Source organism: Enterobacter sp. JBIWA003, assembly GCF_019968825.1.
Classification (GTDB): Bacteria; Pseudomonadota; Gammaproteobacteria; order Enterobacterales; family Enterobacteriaceae; genus Enterobacter; species Enterobacter quasiroggenkampii.
The window spans coordinates 451,093-477,561 of the sequence record NZ_CP074170.1; the positions used below are offsets into that span (position 1 = coordinate 451,093).

Annotated in this window: 18 protein-coding genes, 1 tRNA gene and 3 rRNA genes; 9 read left to right on the forward strand and 13 right to left on the reverse strand. The window is 54.2% G+C overall.

The window, feature by feature from the left end:
- Positions 1-39: 39 nt before the first annotated feature.
- The 4 genes from phnD to KGP25_RS02175 form a co-directional block, all read right to left on the reverse strand.
- Positions 40-1,056: a phosphonate ABC transporter substrate-binding protein gene (phnD, locus tag KGP25_RS02160; RefSeq protein WP_196353095.1), complete on the reverse strand. Its 1,017-nt coding sequence runs from the start codon at positions 1,054-1,056 to the stop codon at positions 40-42.
- Between the two features lie 24 nt (positions 1,057-1,080).
- Positions 1,081-1,869, reverse strand: a complete 789-nt coding sequence (gene phnC / locus KGP25_RS02165) for a phosphonate ABC transporter ATP-binding protein (protein ID WP_126534913.1) — start codon at positions 1,867-1,869, stop codon at positions 1,081-1,083.
- A gap of 172 nt (positions 1,870-2,041) precedes the next feature.
- Positions 2,042-2,482 (reverse strand): VOC family metalloprotein YjdN, encoded by a 441-nt coding sequence (gene yjdN, locus KGP25_RS02170; protein ID WP_223539894.1) that lies wholly within the window; start codon positions 2,480-2,482, stop codon positions 2,042-2,044.
- 80 nt (positions 2,483-2,562) lie between these two features.
- Entirely contained in the window at positions 2,563-2,898 is a 336-nt protein-coding gene (locus KGP25_RS02175) for a zinc ribbon domain-containing protein YjdM (RefSeq protein WP_008500067.1), read from the reverse strand.
- A 593-nt stretch (positions 2,899-3,491) separates the two neighbouring features.
- Between KGP25_RS02175 and crfC the strand changes: the two genes are divergently transcribed.
- Both crfC and KGP25_RS02185 read left to right on the forward strand, forming a co-directional pair.
- Positions 3,492-5,837: a clamp-binding protein CrfC gene (gene crfC / locus KGP25_RS02180; RefSeq protein ID WP_223539895.1), complete on the forward strand. Its 2,346-nt coding sequence runs from the start codon at positions 3,492-3,494 to the stop codon at positions 5,835-5,837.
- Entirely contained in the window at positions 5,834-6,709 is an 876-nt protein-coding gene (locus KGP25_RS02185; protein WP_045909207.1) for a diguanylate cyclase regulator RdcB family protein, read from the forward strand. Before crfC ends, KGP25_RS02185 begins: the two co-directional genes overlap by 4 nt.
- 64 nt (positions 6,710-6,773) lie before the next feature.
- On the opposite strand, the gene kdgT is transcribed toward KGP25_RS02185, so the two are convergent.
- Positions 6,774-7,766 (reverse strand): 2-keto-3-deoxygluconate transporter, encoded by a 993-nt coding sequence (gene kdgT / locus KGP25_RS02190; protein WP_045909208.1) that lies wholly within the window; start codon positions 7,764-7,766, stop codon positions 6,774-6,776.
- 650 nt (positions 7,767-8,416) lie between these two features.
- Here kdgT and proP point away from each other — a divergent pair.
- Positions 8,417-9,919, forward strand: coding sequence for a glycine betaine/L-proline transporter ProP (gene proP, locus KGP25_RS02195; protein WP_024906762.1), 1,503 nt, complete (start codon positions 8,417-8,419; stop codon positions 9,917-9,919).
- A 33-nt stretch (positions 9,920-9,952) separates the two neighbouring features.
- Here the strand turns inward: proP and KGP25_RS02200 are convergent, their stop codons facing one another.
- The gene (locus KGP25_RS02200) at positions 9,953-10,906 is read right to left on the reverse strand and encodes a nickel/cobalt transporter (RefSeq protein ID WP_223539896.1); all 954 of its coding nucleotides are present in this window, start codon (positions 10,904-10,906) and stop codon (positions 9,953-9,955) included.
- 494 nt (positions 10,907-11,400) lie between these two features.
- Between KGP25_RS02200 and KGP25_RS02205 the strand changes: the two genes are divergently transcribed.
- From KGP25_RS02205 to rrf, 3 genes are all read left to right on the forward strand, one after another.
- Positions 11,401-12,942: ribosomal RNA gene (locus KGP25_RS02205) — 16S ribosomal RNA — on the forward strand.
- 199 nt (positions 12,943-13,141) lie between these two features.
- Positions 13,142-16,045 (forward strand): 23S ribosomal RNA (locus tag KGP25_RS02210).
- 73 nt (positions 16,046-16,118) lie between these two features.
- Positions 16,119-16,234: ribosomal RNA gene (gene rrf / locus KGP25_RS02215) — 5S ribosomal RNA — on the forward strand.
- Together the 16S, 23S and 5S rRNA genes form the textbook arrangement of a ribosomal RNA operon.
- A 214-nt stretch (positions 16,235-16,448) precedes the next feature.
- Here rrf and KGP25_RS02220 read toward each other — a convergent pair.
- The 6 genes from KGP25_RS02220 to aspA form a co-directional block, all read right to left on the reverse strand.
- Positions 16,449-16,524: transfer RNA gene (locus KGP25_RS02220), tRNA-Phe, on the reverse strand.
- Positions 16,525-16,651: 127 nt separating this feature from the next.
- Positions 16,652-17,227, reverse strand: a complete 576-nt coding sequence (locus tag KGP25_RS02225; protein ID WP_021240733.1) for a transcriptional regulator — start codon at positions 17,225-17,227, stop codon at positions 16,652-16,654.
- Between the two features lie 49 nt (positions 17,228-17,276).
- Positions 17,277-18,968: a protein-disulfide reductase DsbD gene (locus KGP25_RS02230; RefSeq protein ID WP_223539897.1), complete on the reverse strand. Its 1,692-nt coding sequence runs from the start codon at positions 18,966-18,968 to the stop codon at positions 17,277-17,279.
- Positions 18,944-19,267 carry a divalent cation tolerance protein CutA gene (cutA, locus tag KGP25_RS02235; RefSeq protein ID WP_014168278.1) on the reverse strand — a complete coding sequence of 108 codons (324 nt, stop codon included), beginning with the start codon at positions 19,265-19,267 and terminating at the stop codon, positions 18,944-18,946. The genes KGP25_RS02230 and cutA overlap by 25 nt, the downstream gene beginning before the upstream one ends.
- A 113-nt stretch (positions 19,268-19,380) precedes the next feature.
- A complete protein-coding gene (locus KGP25_RS02240; RefSeq protein ID WP_024907357.1) occupies positions 19,381-20,682 on the reverse strand; it encodes an anaerobic C4-dicarboxylate transporter in 1,302 nt (433 codons plus the stop codon).
- A gap of 115 nt (positions 20,683-20,797) precedes the next feature.
- Positions 20,798-22,234: an aspartate ammonia-lyase gene (aspA, locus tag KGP25_RS02245; RefSeq protein ID WP_003855923.1), complete on the reverse strand. Its 1,437-nt coding sequence runs from the start codon at positions 22,232-22,234 to the stop codon at positions 20,798-20,800.
- Positions 22,235-22,569: 335 nt separating this feature from the next.
- On the opposite strand from aspA, the gene KGP25_RS02250 reads away from it, so the two are divergent.
- A complete protein-coding gene (locus KGP25_RS02250; RefSeq protein WP_023616652.1) occupies positions 22,570-23,034 on the forward strand; it encodes an FxsA family protein in 465 nt (154 codons plus the stop codon).
- Positions 23,035-23,070: 36 nt separating this feature from the next.
- Here KGP25_RS02250 and yjeH read toward each other — a convergent pair whose 3' ends face one another.
- A complete protein-coding gene (gene yjeH / locus KGP25_RS02255) occupies positions 23,071-24,291 on the reverse strand; it encodes an L-methionine/branched-chain amino acid transporter (RefSeq protein ID WP_045909558.1) in 1,221 nt (406 codons plus the stop codon).
- Positions 24,292-24,470: 179 nt separating this feature from the next.
- On the opposite strand from yjeH, the gene KGP25_RS02260 reads away from it, so the two are divergent.
- Positions 24,471-24,764, forward strand: coding sequence for a co-chaperone GroES (locus tag KGP25_RS02260; RefSeq protein ID WP_003855929.1), 294 nt, complete (start codon positions 24,471-24,473; stop codon positions 24,762-24,764).
- A 31-nt stretch (positions 24,765-24,795) separates the two neighbouring features.
- Positions 24,796-26,439, forward strand: a complete 1,644-nt coding sequence (gene groL / locus KGP25_RS02265; RefSeq protein ID WP_008502946.1) for a chaperonin GroEL — start codon at positions 24,796-24,798, stop codon at positions 26,437-26,439.
- Positions 26,440-26,469 lie beyond the last annotated feature (30 nt).

A 26,469-nucleotide genomic window follows, 5' to 3' on the forward strand; every position in this document is an offset into this window, starting at 1 on the left:
TGTAGGCCCGGTAAGCGCAGCGCCACCGGGCGAAAAGCGTTACTGCACCGCTTTATTCACGCTCGTCATCGCGCCTAGCGCGGCGGTCAGGCGGTCGAGGTCTTCAAGCTGGGCCTGAATCGCGGCCACTTTGCTGGTTTTCTCCTCGTCCTTCAGGCCTTTGTTGTCCTTCACGCCCTGCATCTCTTTAAACAGCGCCAGCTGGCGAATCGGGACCAGCTGCAGGTCGCTTGACGGGCGGAACGGCGCCCAGCCCAGACGTTCGAGGACCGCTTTCTCTTCCGGCGTTTTGCCATAGGTCATAAAGAAGTCGTACACCTTGTCCTTGGTGCTTTCGGACAGGTTTTTACGCCACACGATCGGGTCGCCGGGGATCAGCGGGGATTTCCAGATAACCTTGATCTCTTTCAGCTTGTCCGGTGCGGAGGTCTTCAGCTTGTCGAGGTTCTCGGTGTTGTTGGTGGCAACATCCACCTGCTTGTTGGCCACGGCCAGAGCGTTGGTTTCATGGCTGGCGTTCACCGTGCGCTTGAAGTCGCTGGCGGAGGCGTTGTTTTTGGCGAAGACGTAGTAGCCAGGGACAAGGTAGCCGGAGGTAGAGTTCGGATCGCCGTTGCCGAAGGTCAGCGCTTTGCGTTTGGCGAGCATGTCATTGAGGTTGTTGATTGGGCTGTCTTTGTTGACGATCAGCACGCTCCAGTAGCCCGGGGAGCCATCTGCCGCGACGGTCTGGGCAAAGACCTGGCCGTTCGCGCGGTCCACCGCTTCCATGGCGGAGAGGTTGCCGTACCAGGCGATGTCTACTTTATTAAAGCGCATCCCCTGGATGATGCCCGCGTAGTCCGGGGCGAAGAAGGCGTTCACTTTGATCCCCAGTTTGGTTTCCATATCTTTCAGGAACGGTTCCCACTGAGGTTTCAGGTTTTGCTGTGATTCCGTCGAAATAATGCCGAAGTTCAGCGCTTTTTCCTGCTCTTGTGCATACGCCGGGCTTAACAGGGTGCTGAGGCTGAACATGCTGGTAAAGGCCAGCGCGGCAACGGCTTTGTAGCTCATGTACTTTCCTCGGATCGGGTTTAATTAAGCAGCCTGCGCGTTCTCTTCGACGCGGTTAATGCTGCGGTAGAGATGGTCAAAACGTTCGTTATCAAACTGATGGCTCGCGCCATCAAAGAACACGTGTCCCTGACGCAGGGCGACGATGCGTTCGCAATAGCGCAGGGCGTAATCCACCTGATGCAGCGTGACCACCACGGTAATACCGTCGTTCTGGTTAATGTCGCGCAGGGTTTCCATCACGATGCGGGCGGACTCCGGGTCCAGCGAGGCAATGGGTTCGTCAGCGAGAATGATTTGCGCTTTCTGCATCAGCGCGCGCGCAATCGCCACGCGCTGCTGTTGTCCACCGGACAGGGTGGAGACGCGCTGGTGGGCGAAGTGCGTCATCCCGACGCGGGTCAGCGCCTGTAAGGCTTCCTGCTTCTGGGAAGGGGTGAACCAGCGCAGACAGGTGCGCCAGAACGGGGTGCTGCCGAGCGCGCCAATCAGCACGTTCTCCAGCACCGTCAGGCGGTTTACCAGGTTGAACTGCTGGAAGATGTAGCCCGTCTGGGCACGGCTCTTGCGGATATCGCTCGCCAGACGCCCCGCGCGCTGCACGGTATTACCCAGCAGCTCGACGTGGCTTTCCGGCGTTTTATCGCCGGTGATAAGCCCGCTCAAATGGCGCAGAAGAGTGGATTTACCCGAGCCGGAAGGCCCGAGAAGCGCCACCATATCGCCCTGCCGGACGGTCAGATCAACGGCATGCAGAGCCTTGTTGTGATTGAAGGTCTTGCTCAGTTTCTCGACGCGGATGACAGTTTGCATGTGCTGGGCCTCACGATAAATGTGGCCTCATGCTGGCGCATCAATGTGACATTTGGGTTAAGTGCAGGTTGCGGGAGTTTGAAGAGTTGAGCGGAGTTTGATGACAATCACCGTAGGCCCGGTCAGCGCAGCGCCACCGGCGCTGTGGGCGGATGCGCTGCGCGTGTCCTGCCTACGACGTTTGTTGCTTGACGACGTTAATCATCCACGGCACGCCGTATTTGTCGGTGACTTTACCGAAACCGTGCGCCCAGAAGGTTTCCTGCCAGGCCATTTCGATATTCCCGCCATCGGCAAGGTTGTCGAACCAGCGCTTGCCTTTATCGACGTCCTGGGTGTCAAGCACCAGCGTAAAGCCCGCGTACTGCGCGTTGCTGCCAGGCGGCATCCCGTCGCTCATCATGATATCGCTGCCCGCAATGCGGACGTTGGAGTGGGCGATAGCCGAATCCGGAAATTGCATACCGGACGGACAGCCTTCATCGCTGTTATCGCTTTTTGGCATTTCGCCGAAGGTAATTTTATAGAGAAGCTCTGCGCCGACGGCTTGCTGGTAGAAGGCGGTGGCCTCAGCGCAGTTGCCGGCGAAAGAGATGTAGGGACTTAACGGCATAATCTTTACCTCACGTAAGAAAAGCCCATTAAGTGTAGTTCCCGAAAGCCCGGCAAGCGAAGCGCCACCGGGCGGGTAAATCAGTTCTTTTTCACGAACTCAGATTTCAGTTTCATCGGACCGAAGCCGTCAATTTTGCAGTCGATATTATGATCGCCTTCAACCAGACGGATATTCTTCACTTTGGTGCCGATTTTCAGCATGGAAGAACTGCCTTTCACCTTCAGGTCCTTAACGACGGTAACGCTGTCACCGTCCGCCAGCAGATTGCCGTTCGCATCTTTCACGATGAGCGCATCAGCATCCTGAGCCGGCTCGGCATCATTCCATTCATGAGCGCATTCCGGGCAGATGAACATGCCATTATCTTCATAGGTGTATTCAGAATTGCATTTTGGGCAGTGTGGAAGTGACATATCGGTATCCTCAAAAGTGTAAACGCGCTGGAAAGTGCCAGCAAAATGACGGCAGGGTGCCGAAAAAGGCGGCAAGTATAGCGCAAATCCACACCGTTGTCGGTGATATTGTGAATTAAAAAGGCAAAAAGCGTATCGGGAGTGACACGTTCTGTCAGTCAGTTAAGCGATGCTTATGCCCATTAACACGGTGGGAAGAAATGACGATAAATATATCGAATATTTTATTGCAGCAAATTGCTACGCTCTGCCATTTCGGATAAGGTGAAGCGACACATTGTTATTTATCGCCGGACTTCACTGCCCTACATATCTTATGGCAGTGGCGCATTACCTCTCTTTTTAGGTGGATAAATAATGATGATATATCCTGAAGTTTCTTAAAAATGGGCTACGCTTTTTTCTTTTGGCTAACGGGCCAGGAGAGAAGCTATACACGCCATGCAAGGATAGTGAATTATTTCTGATTATCTTCAATCAGTTATATTTCGGCGAACATGTTTTCCACACGTGATCATATAAGCCTGAACGACATAATTAAAACAAGTGGCTTAATAAAAGTAATAAATTTGCGTTAAGGAAAGGCTTTTATCATGCACACACAGACCATTTTTGAATTAAGCCAGGAAGCGGAGCGTTTGTTACAGCTTGCCCTGCAAAATCTTGATACGTTGAAATCAATGCCGACTGCAATGCTGGAGAGCACTGCGGCTGCTATTACAGGCGAAACGAACAACGTTTTACCTTTGCATTTTAGCGCGCGCGGCGTCGACGCGCAGCAGGCGATGCTGAATAATGAATTACGGAAAATAACCCGGCTGGAAATGGTCCTGGCCATTGTGGGCACCATGAAAGCGGGAAAATCGACCACCATTAATGCGATTGTGGGTACCGAAGTGCTGCCGAACCGCAATCGTCCGATGACGGCGCTGCCGACGCTGATCCGCCACACGCCGGGTCAGAAGGAGCCGGTGCTGCATTTCTCTCATGCCTCCCCGATTGATGAATTGATCCAACTGCTTCAGAAACAGCTATGCGATTACGATCGCGGGAAGCTGGCCCAGCGTCTGGAAATTGATAAAGACATGAATACGCTGCTGGAGCGCATTGAAAAAGGGGAAGCGTTTGAGAAGCATCATCTGGGCGCGCAGCCGATATTTCATTGTCTGAAAAGCCTCAATGACCTGGTGAGACTTTCCCAGGCGCTGGGCGTGGCGTTTCCGTTCTCGGAATATGCGGCTATCGAACATATCCCGGTCATTGAAGTGGAGTTCGTGCATCTTGCGGGCCTGGATGCCCACCTCGGGCAGCTGACGCTGCTCGACACGCCCGGGCCGAACGAGGCCGGACAGCCGCATCTGCAAAAAATGCTCAGCGAGCAACTCTCCCGCGCATCGGCGGTGCTGGCCGTGATGGATTATACCCAGCTTAAATCCATCTCTGATGAAGAAGTCCGCCAGGCCATTTCCGCGGCGGGAAAATCGGTGCCGCTGTATGCGCTGGTGAATAAATTCGATCAGAAAGATCGCAATAGCGACGATGAAGAACAAATCCGGGCGATGATCTCCGGCACCTTAATGAAAGGCAATATTTCGCCTGGGCAGATTTATCCCGTTTCGTCCATGTGGGCGTATCTGGCGAACCGCGCGCGCTACGAGTTGAGTACGCACGGGCAACTGCCGGATCATCAGGAGCAACCCTGGGTGCAGGATTTCGCCGAAGCGGCACTCGGACGTCGCTGGCGTACGGCGGACCTGGACGATATCGACCATATCCGACATTCTGCCGATTTGCTCTGGGAAGATTCGCTCTTCGAGCAACCGATACGTAAGCTGATTTACGCCGCCTATGCCAATGCCTCGCTATACGCGCTGCGTTCGGCCTCGCATAAGCTGCTCAACTACGCGCAAAATGCCCGCGAGTATCTCGATTTCCGCTATCAGGGGCTGACGGTGGCCTTTGAGGCGCTGGAGTTGAATATTGCACGTCTGGAAGAGGACATGGCGCTTTTGCAGACGCGTCAGTGCGTGGTGAGCGATGAGGTGAAACACGAGGTTGAGGAAGCGCTGAGCGCTACCGCGGACTTTATCGGGTCCCAAAAAACCGCGCTACACCATGAAATTGACCTGGTGTTCAGCACGCACCCGATTCTTGATTTGCCAGGCACCGACCGGCCGAACCTTCGCGGTGAGGTGCTGAAGCAGCTGGTTCTGGACGATGAAAGGCAGGCGCAGATTGCGCTGAGTAAATTACGCGCCTCCTGCGAGCAGGTGATGCTGGATGCCCAGACGAAGATCGGCCGGGAGCTGGCGTTACGCTTCGATCAGCTGGAGTCCACGCTGGCGCGCTCTCTGAACGAAGCCATGCGTCCCATCGAAACGCGTATTAAAGAGCATCTGAGCCATGCGGGTTTTCGGGCGCGGATCAGCTTCCCGGCGTTTCAGGCAAGCCAGCTTAACTTCAATACGCGGGCGCTGTTCAACGATGCGATTGCGCAGGACGACAGCCAGGCCGTCCCTCCCTCCGGCGGGAGCAGCATGCGTGAAACGGTCTCTCGTTGGCTCAATAATCCGGGCTGGGGCTGGGACGAGTATGTGGAAACGCGCACGCGGTATGTTATCGACATTGCGCAGCTACATGACAAATTTAAGCAACATATAGATCAGTTTTGTGAACAAATACGTAAAGCTTTGTCCGCGCAGGTCGATGTCTCTGTTACGGCAGGAATGGCGACGTTCTTTGCAGAATTTTCGTTGTGCCTGACCGGGTTACAGGAAAGCTTGCGTGATAGCCTCGCAGTGCGTCAGCAAAATGAGCACTCAACCCGAGCGCTCTGCCAGTTGTTGAAGCAAAGCATCACTACTGCGACGTGGATACAGGAAGATACCCGACTGTTACGCGATGATATTCAAACTCTATTCGCGGCAGAGCAACCATGACAACACCACTACTGGACGGCCCCGGGCGAACGCTGGAGTGTATTAATCCAAAATTTATGGTCGATCTGGTGCAGGGGGGAGACGCGGCGCGTCATCCTCGCCTGGGACCACAGCAGCTGCAGTTTCGTGAGCGTTTGACGCAGGAAATCATGACGCATACCCGGCTACGCCCCTGGGCGATGGCGGGGATGCTCAATGAAAATGCGGGGCTGCGTCTGGGGCTGGCGGAAAAACTGGCCAGCATGCTTGATCCGGGTCATCTCGCGCTGACGCTGATGGCAGAGAAGCTGATTGCGCTGCGTCAGCAGACTCACCCGCGCACCCTGCAGTCCCCCGGACTGACGCAGCAGTACGCCGATCTCGTGTCTCATTTTACCCAACGCGCAGCCTATAAGGAAAAGGCGCTGACCCAGCGCGGCCTGACGGTGCAGGCGGGTGAGCACAGCGAGCAAATTTTTACCCGCTGGCGGGCCGGGCATTATGATGGCTGGTCGCTGGCCGGGCGCTGTTTTATCGTCCTGGAGGAGCTGCGCTGGGGGGCATTTGGCGACGCATGCCGTCTCGCGAACGAAGATGTGGCGGCAATGCTTAAGGATAACCTGCGCAGCATGGCGGCTAACTATCTGGCGCAGGGCATCAATGCCTCCCCCACGACCCGCCATTTTTATCACCAGTGGCTGACAACGCCAGCTTCGCCGGGATTGATCGATCATAAAGACATGCTGGGCTGGCTGGGGGACTGGTGTCAGGCGGATAAGCATCCGGTGAGCTGGTCAGTGACGCAAAACTGGCAGACCGTCGCGCTGGGAATGCCGAGGCTCTGTTCGGCAAAACGGCTGGTGGACGGGATGGTGGAAGAGATTTTTGGGTGAATCCCTTCTTCCCCTCACCTTGATCCTCTCCCCGGGGGGAGAGGGAGTGGTTTGGTGCGGCGCGTTAATGATTCATTTCAATTGGTTTCGGTTCAGGCTGGGTCTCTTGCATATTCCCGTAGCGTTTCGCATACAGCGCCGTGACGATCGGCACCAGAATCGCGGTGACAATCACGCTGGCCGCAACCAGCGCCGTCGCGGAAGCGGCCACCGGTTCGAAGGCCGGGTTAATCTGGGCAATAATCACCGGGTTGGCGACGGCAGCGCCTGCGGCTGAAGAGGCGGCGACGCCCGCTGTGCCATTTCCTCCCCCGATCGCGCGGTCGGCAATGATTAGCGGGATACCGGTAATGATAATTACGGCGACACCCAGCACAATACCCAGCAGGCCGGTATCAAGGATAACCTTCAGATTGATGGTGTTCCCCAGCGCGAAGCCGAAGAATGGGATCAGCACCGGCGTGGCTTTGCTGAAGAAATCACGCAGATCGTGATCGAGATTGCCAAGGGCAAAGCCGATCAGGAAGGGCAGGATCGCGCCGACAAAGTGGTGGGGTTCAAAAGAGGCCAGGCCAGCAGACCCCAGGATCAGCATCGTCATCAGCGGGCCAGACTCCAGAGACATCAACACAAATGCGCCGGACTCTTCTTTTGTCCCGTACTGATTCATCAGGCTGGCGTACAATCCGCCGTTAGTCATATCCATCGCTGAGACAATCGCCAGCACCGATAATCCCGCGAAGAACCCGGTCTGAATTCCAGTCTCCGGGATGAACATCGCGCATATCATCGCTACTGCCCAGGCTACCGCTATTTTGGTTATTACCAGCGTACCGGATTTCCGTAATACGGTACCCGTCGCCCGCAAATTAATGGATGCACCGATACAAAAAAACCAGACGGCAAGAATCGGAACCGTGCCCGTTATCATGCCTTTTGTGAAACCGCCAAAATAAGCCCCGGTATCAGGGGCAAGGGTATTCAGGATGGCGCCCAGTACCAGCGGAACCAGCATCATACCGCCGGGTATGCGTTCTATCGTGGCTTTAATCTTCATAGACAATCCTCACATCTGACCCCGCCTGACGGGCGATCGGTGCTAAAATTTAGTCAATAAATTCAATTGATTGGCGTTTGTGCTTGAGGGGCATTTCTCGATAACCCTGCAAGGAAAATAAATGAGTGCTCTCGATTGACCTCATTGGAAAACACATGAAACGTTGTATTCGGATTTATCATGCGATCAATGGAATATTGATTCAATGAAAATAAAACATCGTTTTAGTTATCTTTGTCACATATTCAATGTAAAAGCATCGATGGCTTCTTGATGATGAAAATTTATGTAAATTGAATGTGAGAAAACGTGGTTTGTTTTTTTGTTGAGAAAGAACTCATGATGTGTGTGAAGGGGCTCTAAAGGCGGGGATGAGAAAGTGCTTATTTGCACTCATTGACAAATCCGGGAACGAGTTGACCTGACGCTGAAATATGTGTGAAGTTGATCACAAATATAAACGCTGGTAGGGTAAAAAGGTCATTAACTGCCCAGGCAGGCGTCAACAGGTTCGGTTGTATCGACGTAAAACGTCAATGTAAGTAAACCTGCTACGCTTGAATAAGGCGATTCGCATGGAGCGGATCCCATGGTTCACAGAACGTAAACTGGACTGTGAAACAGACAGGGCCGAGTCAACGAGGATAGCTATGCTGAGAAGGAAAAAGATTAAACCCATCACGCTTCGCGACGTCACCATTATTGATGACGCAAAACTGCGTAAAGCGATTACCGCAGCCTCGCTCGGTAATGCGATGGAATGGTTCGATTTTGGTGTCTACGGCTTTGTGGCCTATGCGTTAGGTAAAGTGTTTTTCCCCGGGGCCGATCCCAGCCTGCAGATGATTGCCGCACTGGGTACGTTCTCCGTCCCCTTCCTGATTCGCCCGCTGGGTGGTCTGTTCTTCGGTATGCTCGGTGATAAATATGGTCGTCAGAAGATCCTGGCTATCACCATCGTCATTATGTCGATCAGTACATTCTGTATCGGTCTTATCCCTTCTTACGCCACCATCGGCATTTGGGCACCGATTCTGCTGCTGATCTGTAAGATGGCGCAGGGCTTCTCCGTGGGCGGTGAATATACCGGCGCCTCGATCTTTGTTGCCGAGTATTCCCCCGACCGTAAGCGCGGCTTTATGGGAAGCTGGCTGGACTTCGGCTCCATTGCCGGGTTCGTTCTGGGCGCGGGCGTGGTGGTGCTGATTTCAACCGTAGTGGGGGAAGCGAACTTCCTCGACTGGGGCTGGCGTATCCCGTTCTTCCTGGCACTGCCGCTGGGGATCATTGGTCTCTACCTTCGTCATGCGCTTGAAGAGACGCCTGCGTTCCAGCAGCACGTCGATAAACTGGAACAGGGTGACCGTGAAGGGCTGCAGGATGGTCCGAAGGTATCGTTCAAAGAGATTGCCACTAAGCACTGGCGCAGCCTGCTGACCTGTATTGGTCTGGTGATTTCGACCAACGTGACCTACTACATGCTGCTGACCTACATGCCGAGCTATCTGTCGCATAACCTGCACTACTCGGAAGATCACGGTGTGCTGATTATTATCGCCATCATGGTCGGTATGCTGTTTGTGCAGCCGATTATGGGCCTGTTGAGTGACCGTTTTGGCCGTCGACCGTTCATTATTCTGGGAAGCGTTGCGCTGTTTGCGCTGGCAATCCCGGCATTTATTCTGATTAACAGCGATGTGCTGGGGCTGATTTTTGCCGGTCTGCTGATGCTGGCGGTGATCCTTAACTGCTTTATCGGGGTGATGGCCTCAACGCTGCCCGCGATGTTCCCGACCCACATTCGCTACAGCGCGCTGGCCGCGGCCTTTAACATCTCGGTACTGATTGCCGGTCTGACCCCGACGCTTGCCGCCTCGCTGGTGGAGAGCACGCAGAACCTGATGATGCCGGCTTATTACCTGATGGTGATCGCGGTGATTGGTTTGATTACCGGTATTACCATGAAGGAGACGGCGAATCGTCCTCTGAAAGGCGCCACGCCTGCGGCATCGGATATTCAGGAGGCGAAAGAGATCCTGCGTGAGCACTACGATAATGTAGAGCAGAAGATTGAGGATATTGACGCCGAGATTGAAGAGCTGCAGAAAAAACGCTCCCGACTGGTGGATCAGCATCCACGCATCAACGAGTAATAAAGAAACCCGCCAACGGCGGGTTTTCTTTTATTAGCATCCGGCGGCGATGTAGTCGCCATTGGCACTGATGGGGATCACCGTCAGGAACAGCACCGTCGCGAACAGGATCAGGACTATCCCTCCGGCTATTTTGACTGCCGGCACCAGCCATCTTAATGAGGCGCTTTCTCCGAACCAGGTCACCGTACGTTCGCGGGCGTACCGTACAGCCAGGGAAAGCCCCACAATAGAGAGCGCGGTTCCCAAAGACATAGTCATGACTGCGGCCACTCCCCAGGTAATGATGCCCAGCGCGTTCGAAAACATCAGAATCATGATCGCCCCGCTGCACGGGCGTGCCCCAATTGCCAGAATTACGCCCAGACGGGTTTTCCAGTCGCCCTGCGTCAGGTCTGTACCTACGCCGTGATGGCCGCAGCCACAGTGTTCGTCGTGCTGATGAAGCGGCTTAATGGCAGAGACAGACATCCTGCGCGGGCGCAGACTCTTCAGCGCCTGGTAAATGACAAATGCGCCGAATGCGCCAATAAGTACTGCGCTGATCTTCTCCACGTACCAGCGGCTGGTACTGATATCCCCTGAGGCGAGGTTGAACCCCACCGCCAGAATAAAGACAAACAGAATGGCGCTGACGCCCTGCATCAGGCTACCCAGGAAGGGGACGACCCGGGCGGCCAGCTCGCTTTCCTTATTGGTGGTCAAATAGGTCGTCACAATGAATTTTCCGTGCCCAGGTCCGATGGCATGAAGAACACCATAAAGGAAAGCCCCCGTTAACAGCCATAACCCACCGCTGTACTGGTGGTTATTCAGCTGCAGCAGGTACATCACCAGATAACGGTGCAGGGTAATTTGCGTGGCAAGACACCACTGGATAAAGGCGTTCCAGTGCGCATGTAGGGTAAAACCGGCAAAGAGAATTGCCAGCAGCATCAACCCAGCGGTAGGGAGACGCCAGTCACGGGTGAGGCGTTGTGTGGTCATGAAGCGGTCTGCACAGAGGAGAGTATTTGCCGCTAGTATAGTTGATCTTCCCGCTCAATTCGTTGGATCGCGTCCGGATCTGTGCATGATTGTGGATAACTTTGTGCATAAAAGGGTATAAGGCGGGGTTTTGCTGGGGAATGCAGCAGTCAGTCATTTTTTTGCAACTTTTCGGTTGCGGTCGTTCGGGAACTCCCTATAATGCGCCTCCATCGACACGGCGGATGTGAATCACTTCACAGACAGCCCGGTCGGTTGAAGAGAAAAAATCCTGAAATAACGGGTTGACTCTGAAAGAGGAAAGCGTAATATACGCCACCTCGCAACGGTGAGCGAAAGCCGCGTTGCACTGCTCTTTAACAATTTATCAGACAATCTGTGTGGGCACTCAAAGTGACATGGATTCTTAATGTCTTCGGACAATAAATGAATACCAAGTCTCTGAGTGAACATACGTAATTCATTACGAAGTTTAATTCACGAGCATCAAACTTAAATTGAAGAGTTTGATCATGGCTCAGATTGAACGCTGGCGGCAGGCCTAACACATGCAAGTCGAGCGGCAGCGGAAAGTAGCTTGCTACTTTGCCGGCGAGCGGCGGACGGGTGAGTAATGTCTGGGAAACTGCCTGATGGAGGGGGATAACTACTGGAAACGGTAGCTAATACCGCATAACGTCGCAAGACCAAAGAGGGGGACCTTCGGGCCTCTTGCCATCAGATGTGCCCAGATGGGATTAGCTAGTAGGTGGGGTAACGGCTCACCTAGGCGACGATCCCTAGCTGGTCTGAGAGGATGACCAGCCACACTGGAACTGAGACACGGTCCAGACTCCTACGGGAGGCAGCAGTGGGGAATATTGCACAATGGGCGCAAGCCTGATGCAGCCATGCCGCGTGTATGAAGAAGGCCTTCGGGTTGTAAAGTACTTTCAGCGGGGAGGAAGGCGGTGAGGTTAATAACCTCATCGATTGACGTTACCCGCAGAAGAAGCACCGGCTAACTCCGTGCCAGCAGCCGCGGTAATACGGAGGGTGCAAGCGTTAATCGGAATTACTGGGCGTAAAGCGCACGCAGGCGGTCTGTCAAGTCGGATGTGAAATCCCCGGGCTCAACCTGGGAACTGCATTCGAAACTGGCAGGCTAGAGTCTTGTAGAGGGGGGTAGAATTCCAGGTGTAGCGGTGAAATGCGTAGAGATCTGGAGGAATACCGGTGGCGAAGGCGGCCCCCTGGACAAAGACTGACGCTCAGGTGCGAAAGCGTGGGGAGCAAACAGGATTAGATACCCTGGTAGTCCACGCCGTAAACGATGTCGACTTGGAGGTTGTGCCCTTGAGGCGTGGCTTCCGGAGCTAACGCGTTAAGTCGACCGCCTGGGGAGTACGGCCGCAAGGTTAAAACTCAAATGAATTGACGGGGGCCCGCACAAGCGGTGGAGCATGTGGTTTAATTCGATGCAACGCGAAGAACCTTACCTACTCTTGACATCCAGAGAACTTTCCAGAGATGGATTGGTGCCTTCGGGAACTCTGAGACAGGTGCTGCATGGCTGTCGTCAGCTCGTGTTGTGAAATGTTGGGTTAAGTCCCGCAACGAGCGCAACCCTTATCCTTTGTTGCCAGCGGTTAGGCCGGGAACTCAAAGGAGACTGCCAGTGATAAACTGGAGGAAGGTGGGGATGACGTCAAGTCATCATGGCCCTTACGAGTAGGGCTACACACGTGCTACAATGGCGCATACAAAGAGAAGCGACCTCGCGAGAGCAAGCGGACCTCATAAAGTGCGTCGTAGTCCGGATTGGAGTCTGCAACTCGACTCCATGAAGTCGGAATCGCTAGTAATCGTAGATCAGAATGCTACGGTGAATACGTTCCCGGGCCTTGTACACACCGCCCGTCACACCATGGGAGTGGGTTGCAAAAGAAGTAGGTAGCTTAACCTTCGGGAGGGCGCTTACCACTTTGTGATTCATGACTGGGGTGAAGTCGTAACAAGGTAACCGTAGGGGAACCTGCGGTTGGATCACCTCCTTACCTTAAAGAACCTGCCTTTGTAGTGCTCACACAGATTGTCTGATGAATGATGAACTTCTGAATGTACTTTTGAGTGCATTAAGAAGTTTTGCTCTTTAAAAATCTGGATCAAGCTGAAAATTGAAACGACACATCTTTAAGGTGTGTTCGAGTCTCTCAAATTTTCGCAATCATGAAGTGAAACATCTTCGGGTTGTGAGGTTAAGCGACTAAGCGTACACGGTGGATGCCCTGGCAGTCAGAGGCGATGAAGGACGTGCTAATCTGCGAAAAGCGCCGGCGAGGTGATATGAACCTTTGACCCGGCGATGTCCGAATGGGGAAACCCAGTGTGATTCGTCACACTATCGTTAACTGAATACATAGGTTAACGAGGCGAACCGGGGGAACTGAAACATCTAAGTACCCCGAGGAAAAGAAATCAACCGAGATTCCCCCAGTAGCGGCGAGCGAACGGGGAGCAGCCCAGAGTCTGAATCAGCTTGTGTGTTAGTGGAAGCGTCTGGAAAGTCGCACGGTACAGGGTGACAGTCCCGTACACGAAAACACACAGGTTGTGAACTCGAAGAGTAGGGCGGGACACGTGGTATCCTGTCTGAATATGGGGGGACCATCCTCCAAGGCTAAATACTCCTGACTGACCGATAGTGAACCAGTACCGTGAGGGAAAGGCGAAAAGAACCCCGGCGAGGGGAGTGAAATAGAACCTGAAATCGTGTACGTACAAGCAGTGGGAGCACCTTCGTGGTGTGACTGCGTACCTTTTGTATAATGGGTCAGCGACTTATATTCTGTAGCAAGGTTAACCGCATAGGGGAGCCGAAGGGAAACCGAGTCTTAACTGGGCGTTAAGTTGCAGGGTATAGACCCGAAACCCGGTGATCTAGCCATGGGCAGGTTGAAGGTTGGGTAACACTAACTGGAGGACCGAACCGACTAATGTTGAAAAATTAGCGGATGACTTGTGGCTGGGGGTGAAAGGCCAATCAAACCGGGAGATAGCTGGTTCTCCCCGAAAGCTATTTAGGTAGCGCCTCGTGAACTCATCTTCGGGGGTAGAGCACTGTTTCGGCTAGGGGGCCATCCCGGCTTACCAACCCGATGCAAACTACGAATACCGAAGAATGTTATCACGGGAGACACACGGCGGGTGCTAACGTCCGTCGTGAAGAGGGAAACAACCCAGACCGCCAGCTAAGGTCCCAAAGTCATGGTTAAGTGGGAAACGATGTGGGAAGGCACAGACAGCCAGGATGTTGGCTTAGAAGCAGCCATCATTTAAAGAAAGCGTAATAGCTCACTGGTCGAGTCGGCCTGCGCGGAAGATGTAACGGGGCTAAACCATGCACCGAAGCTGCGGCAGCGACACTATGTGTTGTTGGGTAGGGGAGCGTTCTGTAAGCCGTTGAAGGTGTGCTGTGAGGCATGCTGGAGGTATCAGAAGTGCGAATGCTGACATAAGTAACGATAAAGCGGGTGAAAAGCCCGCTCGCCGGAAGACCAAGGGTTCCTGTCCAACGTTAATCGGGGCAGGGTGAGTCGACCCCTAAGGCGAGGCCGAAAGGCGTAGTCGATGGGAAACAGGTTAATATTCCTGTACTTGGTGTTACTGCGAAGGGGGGACGGAGAAGGCTATGTTAGCCGGGCGACGGTTGTCCCGGTTTAAGCATGTAGGCGGAGGTTCCAGGTAAATCCGGTACCTTTTAACGCTGAGGTGTGATGACGAGGCACTACGGTGCTGAAGTAACAAATGCCCTGCTTCCAGGAAAAGCCTCTAAGCATCAGGTAACATCAAATCGTACCCCAAACCGACACAGGTGGTCAGGTAGAGAATACCAAGGCGCTTGAGAGAACTCGGGTGAAGGAACTAGGCAAAATGGTGCCGTAACTTCGGGAGAAGGCACGCTGATATGTAGGTGAAGCCCCTGCGGGTGGAGCTGAAATCAGTCGAAGATACCAGCTGGCTGCAACTGTTTATTAAAAACACAGCACTGTGCAAACACGAAAGTGGACGTATACGGTGTGACGCCTGCCCGGTGCCGGAAGGTTAATTGATGGGGTTAGCGGCAACGCGAAGCTCTTGATCGAAGCCCCGGTAAACGGCGGCCGTAACTATAACGGTCCTAAGGTAGCGAAATTCCTTGTCGGGTAAGTTCCGACCTGCACGAATGGCGTAATGATGGCCAGGCTGTCTCCACCCGAGACTCAGTGAAATTGAACTCGCTGTGAAGATGCAGTGTACCCGCGGCAAGACGGAAAGACCCCGTGAACCTTTACTATAGCTTGACACTGAACACTGGTCCTTGATGTGTAGGATAGGTGGGAGGCTTTGAAGTGTGGACGCCAGTCTGCATGGAGCCGTCCTTGAAATACCACCCTTTAATGGCTGGTGTTCTAACGTAGACCCGTAATCCGGGTTGCGGACAGTGTCTGGTGGGTAGTTTGACTGGGGCGGTCTCCTCCCAAAGAGTAACGGAGGAGCACGAAGGTTAGCTAATCCTGGTCGGACATCAGGAGGTTAGTGCAATGGCATAAGCTAGCTTGACTGCGAGAGTGACGGCTCGAGCAGGTGCGAAAGCAGGTCATAGTGATCCGGTGGTTCTGAATGGAAGGGCCATCGCTCAACGGATAAAAGGTACTCCGGGGATAACAGGCTGATACCGCCCAAGAGTTCATATCGACGGCGGTGTTTGGCACCTCGATGTCGGCTCATCACATCCTGGGGCTGAAGTAGGTCCCAAGGGTATGGCTGTTCGCCATTTAAAGTGGTACGCGAGCTGGGTTTAGAACGTCGTGAGACAGTTCGGTCCCTATCTGCCGTGGGCGCTGGAGAATTGAGGGGGGCTGCTCCTAGTACGAGAGGACCGGAGTGGACGCATCACTGGTGTTCGGGTTGTCATGCCAATGGCACTGCCCGGTAGCTAAATGCGGAAAAGATAAGTGCTGAAAGCATCTAAGCACGAAACTTGCCCCGAGATGAGTTCTCCCTGAGACTTTAAGTCTCCTGAAGGAACGTTGAAGACGACGACGTTGATAGGTCGGGTGTGTAAGCGCAGCGATGCGTTGAGCTAACCGATACTAATGAACCGTGAGGCTTAACCTTACAACGCCGAAGATGTTTTGGCGAAGAGACGAACAATCAAAATTCAGCCTTGATACAGATTAAACAGAATTTGCCTGGCGGCTTTAGCGCGGTGGTCCCACCTGACCCCATGCCGAACTCAGAAGTGAAACGCCGTAGCGCCGATGGTAGTGTGGGGTCTCCCCATGTGAGAGTAGGGAACTGCCAGGCATCAAATAAGAAGAACCCCGTACCGTAAGGTGCGGGGTTTTTTGCTTTGTGCGTCAGAAATCATGCCGGATGGTTTTGTAGGCCCGGTAAGCGCAGCGCCACCGGGCATGGCAGACCGCACGATCCCACGGTAAAAAGAAGCAAGAATACTAAAGAAGGGATTTATAAACGCAGAAAAGCAAAAACCCAGCCATAGGCTGGGTTCTTTAAATAGTGGTGCCCGGACTCGGAATCGAACCAAGGACACGGGGATTTTCAATCCCCTGCTCTACCGACTGAGCTATCCGGGCAACGGAGCGCATTAAACCGCAATCGCGCCTTATCGTCAACATTATTTCGGGAAAAGCTGTTCAATTGCTTAACTTTGCGGCAATCTGATGGTTTGCGCGTCGAATAGGGCAAATTTAACAGGCTCGCTTACGTCAATGCCCCACCCATACGGCACTGAGCAAAGCGCAGAATATCTTCCGCCAGTCGGTGCGCCGTATCTACGTCGGCCTGGCTACGGTTCACCAGCATGCGGCTCAGGCAGCCCTCCAGCACCAGCTCCATCTGTTTCGCCACCATTGCCGGGTCATCCACTTCAAGACGGGTCAGCAGTTCGTGAGTGAAGTCATGCGCAGCCCGTTTTTGCTGATCCGCCAACTGGTGGACAGGATGGTCGGGATCGGGATAGAACGTACAGGCCGCAATAAACAGGCAACCCGGATAGCGATTGTTGCTGACACATTCCGTCAGGGCGGTATAGCGCGCCAGCAGCTTTTGTTCCGCAGTCAGTTCTTCATTCAGCATCAGTTGCCTGCGCCAGATATCAACCTGCTGGCTGAGATAGCGTAGAGCATCATAAACGAGCGCCTCTTTATCCGGCCAGAAGCGCTTAAGATCATCCAGGGGGTAATCGATACGGTCGGCTACCATCTCAAGCGTGGTGCTGGCGATCCCATAAATCTCAAGTAATTGCAGGGCTTGTCCCAGTACGTCTTCGCGTTGCACGGTTGTCTCCTCCGCTATTCCCAACGGTGTGTTACGTTTACAGTGTTGTTTACGGTTGGCGATTGCGCAAATGCGCGCTGAATGCCGCGGCATCCATAAAGCCGGTTATACGCTGTTCTGGCTGCTCCTGCCCCTGTTGATTGAAGAACAGGATGGTTGGCAGCCCGAGCACGTTAAGCTGCTTCAGCAGAGCCTTATCCTGCGCATTATTGGCGGTTACGTTCGCCTGGAGCAGAACAGTCTCTTTCAGGGCGTTTTGTACCTGAGGATCGCTAAAGGTGTATTTTTCAAACTCTTTGCAGGCGACGCACCAGTCGGCATAGAGATCGAGCATCACCGGCTTGCCTTTTGCCTGTGCGAGCGCGCTGTTGAGCTCATCAACGTTCTTAATCTGGATGAAGTTCAGATGCGCCTGCGTCTGGCCGACCGGCGAGCCGAACGCCCAGTCCTGAAGAGGACGCACGCTCACCAGCGCGGCGGCGAGCAGGAGGATTTGCACCAGGCGCATCCACGCTTTTTTCGCCCCCAGACTGACGATAAACGCCCAGGAGAAGAACGCTACGCCGAGCATCGCCCACAGGCGAGTGCCCCACACGTCACCCGTAATACGTTCCAGCAGGAACACCGGCAGCGCCAGAATGACAAAACCAAACGCGGTTTTCACCGTCTCCATCCACGGGCCGCTCTTCGGCAGCAGGCGATTGCCGAAAACCGTAACCAGAATCAGCGGCAGGCCCATGCCCAGCGCGTAAAGGTACAGCGTACCGCCGCCAAGCCACAGATTGCCGCTCTGGGCAATATAGAGCAGGATGGCGCTCAGCGGTGCGGTGGTGCAAGGGGAGCAAATCAGTCCGGCGATGGCCCCCATCATAAACACGCCGCCTGCCGAACCACCCTGCTGGCGATTACTCATCAGCGTTAAGCGGGTTTGCAGAGCTGACGGTAACTGCAGCGTGAAAAGGCCAAACATCGACAGTGCCAGCAGGATAAATATCGCCGACAGGCCAATCAGCACATAAGGGTGCTGAAGTGCGGCCTGGAACTGCAACCCGGCAGCGGCGACCACAAGGCCGAGTGCCGTGTAGGTCAGCGCCATACCCTGCACGTAAATAAAGGCCAGCAGCAGCGCGCGGGCGGTGGAAAGGCGCTGTTTGCCGCCCAGCACAATGCCAGAGATGAGCGGATACATCGGCAGCACGCACGGCGTGAAGGCAATGCCGATACCGATCAGCAAGGCCCACAGCGCGGAGAACGGAAGGTCAGCGGGAGCTTCACGCTTCTCGCCCGAAGGAAGAGGGGGAGCCGTGGCAGAGGCTTTCACCTCACTAAGCGGAACCACCTTTGTTTCAGGCGGATAGCAGAATCCGGCATTCGCGCACCCCTGATAGGTCACCGTCAGGGTCGCACCTTTATCCGCCTGATTCACCGTAACAGGCACGCTCAGGTGCTGGCGATAGATTTCGCTTTTGCCGTAAAACTCATCTTCATGCCACTCGCCAGAGGGCATCTGTAAAGCGCCCACGCTGGCCTGAGCAGGCGTAATGCTGACCTGCTTGCGATAGAGGTAATAGCCCTCTTTCACCTGCCAGTTAAGGGTAAGGTCATGCTGGTTTTGCTGAAAATCGAAAACAAACGCCCGATCGGCAGGAATGAAGTTCGAACGGCCGGGCGCGTCAAACAACCCGGCAAATACTGATGTGCTGCACAGCAGCAGGATCAGCGTAAGGAAGCGTTGAGCCATGAGAGATAGTCGTTATCGCCATGAACCACTGGCAGGACCAGCAGCTCCGGGGTTTGGTAAGGATGATGAGATTTGAGGCAGTCCAGGAGTGCCTGCTGATTCGCCAGATTGGTTTTGAGCAACATCTGGACTTCGTACTCTTGCTCCAGCTTACCTTCCCAGTAGTAAAGAGAAGTCGCGCCGGGGAGGAGCGTGACGCAGGCTGCCAGTTTTTCGGCCAGCACTTTGGCGGCGAGATCCTGGGCAGAGGCTTCATCAGGGGCGGTACACAGTACGACAACGGCATCAGGCGTGTTCACAAGTCGACCTCCTCATCACGAAAGGTTTCACTATATCACGCAAGGCGGTTGGTCATTAATGAAACGGGCCGCAGAGCGGCCCGATTTTAACTATTTTTACAACCGGTAACGGTTTACAGCACCACGCCACCGATGATAAAGCCGAGGATCACGCAGAGTGAAATGGCGACCACGCCCGGGATCAGGAACGCATGGTTAAACACATACTTACCGATACGGGTTGAGCCGGTGTCGTCCATCTCAACGGCCGCCAGCAAGGTTGGGTAGGTAGGCAGCACGAACAGGGCAGAAACAGCAGCAAACGAGGCGATAGCGGTTAACGGGGTGACGCCCAGCATCAGAGCCGCAGGCATCAGCGCTTTGGTGGTCGCTGCCTGAGAGTAAAGCAGGGTAGCCGCAAAGAACAGCACGACCGCCAGCAGCCATGGGTAGTTATGCAGCAGGTCGCCTGCTACGGTCTGAATGTCGCTAATGTGCGCTTTCACGAAGGTATCACCGAGCCACGCCACACCCAGCACGCACACGCAGGCGCTCATACCGGATTTGAAGGTGCTGGCGTTCAGCACTTCGCTGGTATCAATTTTACAGGTGATGCTAATCAGCGTTGCGATGGTCAGCATGAACACCACAATCGCTTCGTTACGAGGCAGGACCGGGTTCTGGATCAGCCCCACGGTATCGCTGATGGCGGTCGCATAGAACATGACGGCGACAATCCCAATCAGGAACAGCAGCACGGAGCGTTTCGCATGTGGCTTCAGTTCGAAGACCTGGCTGCCGCGCAGGCTCACTTCACCTTTTGCCAGACGCTCCTGATAAACCGGGTCGTCTTTCAGTTCAGCGCCGAGGAAGTTGCACAGCACAGCGGTAATCATCACCGCAATCAGCGTCACCGGGATACAGATCGCCAGCAGCGTCAGGTAGCTCACGCCCATCGGCTCCAGGATACCGGCGAAGAAGACCACCGCCGCGGAAATCGGCGAGGCGGTAATGGCGATCTGGGACGCGACGACCGCAATAGAGAGCGGACGCGATGGACGGATACCCTGTTCTTTCGCCACTTCGGTAATCACCGGTAACGTGGAGAAAGCGGTGTGGCCAGTACCGGCGAGAATGGTCATAAACCAGGTCACCAGCGGAGCAAGGAAGGTAATGTATTTAGGGTGGCGGCGTAGCATGCGTTCCGCCAGGCTTACCAGGTAGTCCATACCGCCTGCCACCTGCATGGCGGCAATAGCGGCAATAACAGCCATGATGATTTCGATAACGTCGAACGGGATAGCGCCGGGTTTAATCTGAAAGATAAGGGTAAGAACGAGCACTCCAAGACCGCCGGCAAAACCGATGCCGATACCCCCGAGTCGTGCTCCCAAATAAATCGCCAACAAGACGATGACGAGTTCTGCTCCAAACATAAGGACCTGCCTTGCTTATTAACAAGTTGATATTGAATTGTTGTATTTTGGTAACGCCTAAAAAGAAAAAAGGCACGTCACAAGTGACGTGCCTTAAGAAGCCTAGCCTGAACGGTTACTGTTCGCTTTCATCGGTATATCGTTTCGCTTTATATGCCGGGTGCATCAGGTTTTGGGCCGAGAAGATATCGTCCAGCTCGGCTTCGGTCAACAGCCCGCGCTCCAGCACCACTTCACGCACGCTCTTACCGGTTTCGGCACAAATCTTACCGACGATGTCGCCGTTGTGGTGGCCGATGAACGGGTTGAGGTAGGTGACGATCCCGATGGAGTTATAGACATAACCTTCACAGACTTCTTTATTCGCCGTGATGCCGTTAATGCATTTTTCCAGCAGGTTGTAGCAGGCGTTGGTCAGAATGTGGATAGATTCAAACATCGCCTGGCCAATTACCGGCTCCATCACGTTCAGCTGCAGCTGACCCGCTTCAGAGGCCATGGTTACGGTCGTATCGTTACCGATGACTTTAAAGCAAACCTGATTCACTACTTCTGGCACGACCGGGTTCACTTTGGCCGGCATGATGGATGAACCCGCCTGCAGTTCTGGCAGGTTGATTTCATTCAGGCCAGCGCGCGGACCGGAAGAGAGCAGGCGCAGGTCATTACAGATTTTGGACAGTTTCACCGCCAGACGTTTCAGCGCGCTGTGTACCATGACGTAGGCGCCGCAGTCGGAGGTCGCTTCAATCAGGTCTTCTGCAGGCACAACCGGCAGGTTGGACACTTCAGCCAGCTTCTGTACCGCCAGTTGCTGATAGCCATCCGGGGTGTTCAGACGCGTACCGATGGCGGTGGCGCCCAGGTTCACTTCCAGCAGCAGCTCGGAGGTACGCAGCAGGTTTTTGGTCTCTTCGTTCAGCAGTACGTTAAACGCGTGGAATTCCTGACCGAGGGTCATCGGCACCGCATCCTGCAGCTGGGTACGACCCATTTTCAGAATGTCCTGGAACTCAACCGCTTTACGCTGGAAGCCATCGCCCAGTTGGTTGATCGCATCCACCAGTTTCACCACGGAGGCATACACCGCAATTCGGAAGCCGGTTGGGTAGGCGTCGTTGGTGGACTGGCATTTGTTGACGTGGTCGTTCGGGTTCAGGTACTGGTATTCACCTTTCTGGTGACCCATCAGCTCCAGGCCAATGTTTGCCAGTACTTCGTTAGTATTCATGTTGACGGAAGTGCCCGCGCCGCCCTGATAGACGTCAACCGGGAACTGATCCATGCATTTGCCGTTGTTCAGCACTTCATCGCAGGCCGCGATAATCGCATTTGCCGCGCTTTTAGGAATGGTTTGCAGCTCTTTGTTGGCCAAGGCTGCGGCTTTCTTCACCATCACCATGCCACGAACAAACTCAGGGATGTCACTGATTTTGCTGTTGCTGATGTAGAAGTTTTCAATCGCTCTCAGAGTGTGGACACCGTAGTAGGCATCCGCTGGAACTTCCCTGGTACCCAACAAGTCTTCTTCGATACGAATGTTGTTTAACATGTGAACCTTCTTTTCAAGCTGCCGATGGATTGTACTAAACACACAGTATTTATGTGGTTTTGAATATTTTCTGGCCGACGATTATTCCCTCAATCAGCCAGATGCTCGAGATCATATGCTGATGATAGCGAATTGCCGTAAGCTGGATCACTTATTATCGAGCCGATTCCATGATAATTATTAATCTGTGAAATGGGTCACCGCTTTAATATTTCCAAAAAAAATATCCGTGCAAACTGATTGAATTTTCGCTAACCGTCACCATCTCATACAAACGCGCGTCGCGAACACATTCAGACAGGGGCCCGATGGCCTCTGCCACACAGGAGATGCCAGTGCGCTGGATACCGTTTATTGCTTTCTTTCTCTATGTTTACATTGAGATTTCCATTTTCATCCAGGTTGCCCATGTGCTGGGCGTCCTGCTGACGTTGATTCTGGTGATTTTCACCTCCGTCATCGGCATGTCGCTGGTGCGTAATCAGGGTTTCAAAAATTTCCTGATAATGCAGCAGAAGATGGCCGCAGGCGAAAGCCCGGCGGAAGAGATGATCAAAAGCGTGTCGTTGATTATTGCGGGGCTGCTGCTGATTCTGCCAGGGTTCTTCACCGATTTCCTCGGCCTTCTGCTGCTTCTTCCGCCGGTGCAAAAGCACCTGACCATGAAGCTGCTGCCGCATCTGCGCTTTAGCCGTATGCCCGGCGGTGGGTTCAGCACCGGGCCTGGCGACACGTTTGAAGGGGAATATCAGCGTAAGGATGAACAGCACGACCGTCTGGACCACAAAGACGATCGGTGATTTTGTTGCCCGGTGGCGCTTCGCTTACCGGGCCTACTAAAGCGCCAGCCACAACACCGCCAGCATGACGATGGCATACACGCTCTTCCATCCCACCATCGCCAGCAACAGCAGGCACAGCAGCCCCCCAACAACCGCCAGTGCTTTATAACGGCCTTTCAGCAAACGGCAGCCCGCCAGCATACACAGCAGGTAGATCATAATAAAAATGCCGTTGGCATAGACGAGCAGCGTATCCAGATTGATCTTCAGGGCGTAAATGCACAGCGTACTCAGCACGCAGCAGCCCAGTACGGCATTCAGGGCATTCAGCGGCAGCTGGCGTTTAGACAGGCGCGCGAGGCGGTTATCAGGTTTATCCAGCGCCTGCGACCACACCAGACGGGCAAAGCTCTGGATATAAATGTTGAGGCTGGCAAAACAGGCCAGATAGCCGATAACGCAGGCGATCCACAGCGCCTTCACACCAAACAGTTCAACCACGATACCCGGCAGCGATGCCGCGGCGGCGAGATCCGCGCCGAACGCGTGGAAGTGCAACACCAGCACGGTACACGCCCAGTAGACCGTACCCGCCAGCAGCAGGCCGATCATCAGCGCGCGGGGGAAATCACGTTCAGGTTGCTTAAATTCCGACGCCAGATGGGCAAAGGCTTCCAGACCGACAAAACACCAGAACATGACGGAGAGCGCGGCAAAAAGCTGCGCGTGGTCGATGTCTGTTACCGCCGGGAAGGGAATCTCCTTTACGGTGATATCGCCCGCCCACCAGATAGCGGCCACAAGCGCGACAATCAGCACTGCAACCAGCGTCTGCAGGTTGGCGCTGGAGCTGGCGCCGCGTGAGCCCACCCACCAGACGATAGCCAGCGTCCCCAGCTCGGCCAGCAACAGCTGCTCATGATGCCAGCCAAACAGCGCCTGCCCAAAACCTGTCGCAATATGCAGCGCCGCCGGGAGGCCAACCGGAATGACGGAGAGAAACAGCCAGCCGGTCACTCGCTCCAGCCGTGCGCCAAAGGCCAGGCCGACAAAGTGCGCCACGCCGCCCGCGCTGGGGAAATGCCGCCCCAGGATGGCAAACACAATGGCTATCGGGAAAACCAGTACAATCAACACCGGCCACGCCCACAGGCTGTTATTTCCTGCCACCAGCGCCGCCAGTGCGGGTACGGCAAACACGCCCGTACCTAACAAGGAGGTTGAGAGCAGGCCAACGCCCTGCGCCAGCCCCAACTCCTGCTTGAGTCCACTCATTGACATTGCCCTGCCAATACCAAAAGAGAGGCGATGGTAACACTTTCGCAAATTTTTTTTTCAACTCCCCCTTGAAGGGGTAAAAAGCTATCCCCATCTCTCAGGGCACTAGTCGGAAAACCGCATGCGGGCCGGCGTCATCCATAACTGATAATGACTTTCTCAAAGGAGAGCTATCAATGAGTATTCGTCCGTTACATGATCGTGTGATCGTCAAACGTAAAGAAGTTGAAACCAAGTCTGCTGGCGGCATCGTTCTGACCGGTTCTGCAGCAGCCAAATCAACGCGTGGCGAAATCATCGCTGTCGGTAAGGGCCGCATCCTGGAAAACGGAACTGTGCAGCCGCTGGACGTTAAAGTTGGTGACATCGTAATTTTCAACGATGGCTACGGCGTGAAATCCGAGAAGATCGACAATGAAGAAGTGTTGATCATGTCCGAGAGCGACATTCTGGCAATTGTTGAAGCGTAATTTACGCACGAGAATTTGAGGAAATAAGAACATGGCAGCTAAAGACGTAAAATTCGGTAACGACGCTCGTGTAAAAATGCTCCGCGGCGTAAACGTACTGGCAGATGCAGTTAAAGTGACCCTGGGCCCGAAAGGCCGTAACGTAGTGCTGGATAAATCCTTCGGCGCGCCAACCATCACCAAAGATGGTGTTTCTGTAGCACGTGAAATCGAGCTGGAAGACAAGTTCGAAAACATGGGCGCGCAGATGGTGAAAGAAGTTGCCTCTAAAGCGAACGACGCTGCAGGCGACGGTACCACCACCGCGACCGTTCTGGCGCAGGCGATCATCACCGAAGGTCTGAAAGCCGTTGCGGCGGGCATGAACCCAATGGATCTGAAACGTGGTATCGACAAAGCTGTCGCTTCCGCTGTTGAAGAACTGAAAGCGCTGTCCGTACCGTGCTCTGACTCTAAAGCCATTGCTCAGGTAGGTACTATCTCCGCTAACTCCGACGAAACCGTGGGTAAACTGATCGCGGAAGCGATGGATAAAGTCGGTAAAGAAGGCGTGATCACCGTTGAAGACGGTACCGGTCTGGAAGACGAACTGGACGTGGTTGAAGGTATGCAGTTCGACCGCGGTTACCTGTCCCCATACTTCATCAACAAGCCAGAGACTGGCGCTGTTGAGCTGGAAAGCCCGTTCATCCTGCTGGCTGACAAGAAAATCTCCAACATCCGCGAAATGCTGCCAGTGCTGGAAGCCGTTGCGAAAGCAGGCAAACCGCTGGTTATCATTGCTGAAGACGTTGAAGGCGAAGCGCTGGCGACCCTGGTGGTTAACACCATGCGCGGCATTGTGAAAGTGGCTGCGGTTAAAGCACCTGGATTCGGCGATCGTCGTAAAGCGATGCTGCAGGATATCGCTACCCTGACCGGCGGTACCGTCATCTCCGAAGAGATCGGTATGGAGCTGGAAAAAGCGACCCTGGAAGACCTGGGTCAGGCAAAACGCGTTGTGATCAACAAAGACACCACCACCATCATCGATGGCGTGGGTGAAGAAGCCGCTATTCAGGGCCGCGTAGGTCAGATCCGTAAGCAGATCGAAGAAGCGACTTCCGATTACGACCGTGAAAAACTGCAGGAGCGCGTAGCGAAACTGGCTGGCGGCGTTGCGGTAATCAAAGTCGGTGCTGCGACCGAAGTTGAAATGAAAGAGAAAAAAGCTCGCGTTGACGATGCCCTGCACGCGACCCGTGCTGCGGTAGAAGAAGGCGTGGTTGCAGGTGGTGGCGTTGCGCTGGTGCGCGTTGCCGCTAAACTGGCTGGCCTGACTGCTCAGAACGAAGACCAGAACGTGGGTATCAAAGTTGCGCTGCGCGCAATGGAAGCCCCTCTGCGTCAGATCGTGTCTAACGCCGGTGAAGAGCCATCTGTAGTGGCGAACAAGGTTAAAGCGGGCGAAGGTAACTACGGTTACAACGCTGCAACCGAAGAATACGGCAACATGATCGACTTCGGTATCCTGGACCCAACTAAAGTGACCCGTTCTGCTCTGCAGTACGCGGCCTCTGTTGCTGGTCTGATGATCACCACCGAGTGTATGGTGACCGACCTGCCAAAAGGCGATGCGCCTGACTTAGGTGCTGCTGGTATGGGCGGCATGGGCGGAATGGGCGGCATGATGTAATCATGTTGTTCTGAACCTCTCAGAACGAAC

Bases quoted from the DNA above. Each gene is read 5' to 3' on its own strand.
- crfC (WP_223539895.1), top strand. From the start codon at position 3,492: ATGCACACACAGACCATTTTTGAATTAAGCCAGGAAGCGGAGCGTTTG.
- KGP25_RS02175 (WP_008500067.1), bottom strand. From the start codon at position 2,898: ATGTCACTTCCACACTGCCCAAAATGCAATTCTGAATACACCTATGAA.
- phnD (WP_196353095.1), bottom strand. From the start codon at position 1,056: ATGAGCTACAAAGCCGTTGCCGCGCTGGCCTTTACCAGCATGTTCAGC.
- KGP25_RS02185 (WP_045909207.1), top strand. From the start codon at position 5,834: ATGACAACACCACTACTGGACGGCCCCGGGCGAACGCTGGAGTGTATT.
- kdgT (WP_045909208.1), bottom strand. From the start codon at position 7,766: ATGAAGATTAAAGCCACGATAGAACGCATACCCGGCGGTATGATGCTG.
- proP (WP_024906762.1), top strand. From the start codon at position 8,417: ATGCTGAGAAGGAAAAAGATTAAACCCATCACGCTTCGCGACGTCACC.
- groL (WP_008502946.1), top strand. From the start codon at position 24,796: ATGGCAGCTAAAGACGTAAAATTCGGTAACGACGCTCGTGTAAAAATG.
- phnC (WP_126534913.1), bottom strand. From the start codon at position 1,869: ATGCAAACTGTCATCCGCGTCGAGAAACTGAGCAAGACCTTCAATCAC.
- KGP25_RS02240 (WP_024907357.1), bottom strand. From the start codon at position 20,682: ATGTTTGGAGCAGAACTCGTCATCGTCTTGTTGGCGATTTATTTGGGA.
- yjdN (WP_223539894.1), bottom strand. From the start codon at position 2,482: ATGCCGTTAAGTCCCTACATCTCTTTCGCCGGCAACTGCGCTGAGGCC.
- yjeH (WP_045909558.1), bottom strand. From the start codon at position 24,291: ATGAGTGGACTCAAGCAGGAGTTGGGGCTGGCGCAGGGCGTTGGCCTG.
- aspA (WP_003855923.1), bottom strand. From the start codon at position 22,234: ATGTTAAACAACATTCGTATCGAAGAAGACTTGTTGGGTACCAGGGAA.
- KGP25_RS02230 (WP_223539897.1), bottom strand. From the start codon at position 18,968: ATGGCTCAACGCTTCCTTACGCTGATCCTGCTGCTGTGCAGCACATCA.
- KGP25_RS02200 (WP_223539896.1), bottom strand. From the start codon at position 10,906: ATGACCACACAACGCCTCACCCGTGACTGGCGTCTCCCTACCGCTGGG.
- KGP25_RS02260 (WP_003855929.1), top strand. From the start codon at position 24,471: ATGAGTATTCGTCCGTTACATGATCGTGTGATCGTCAAACGTAAAGAA.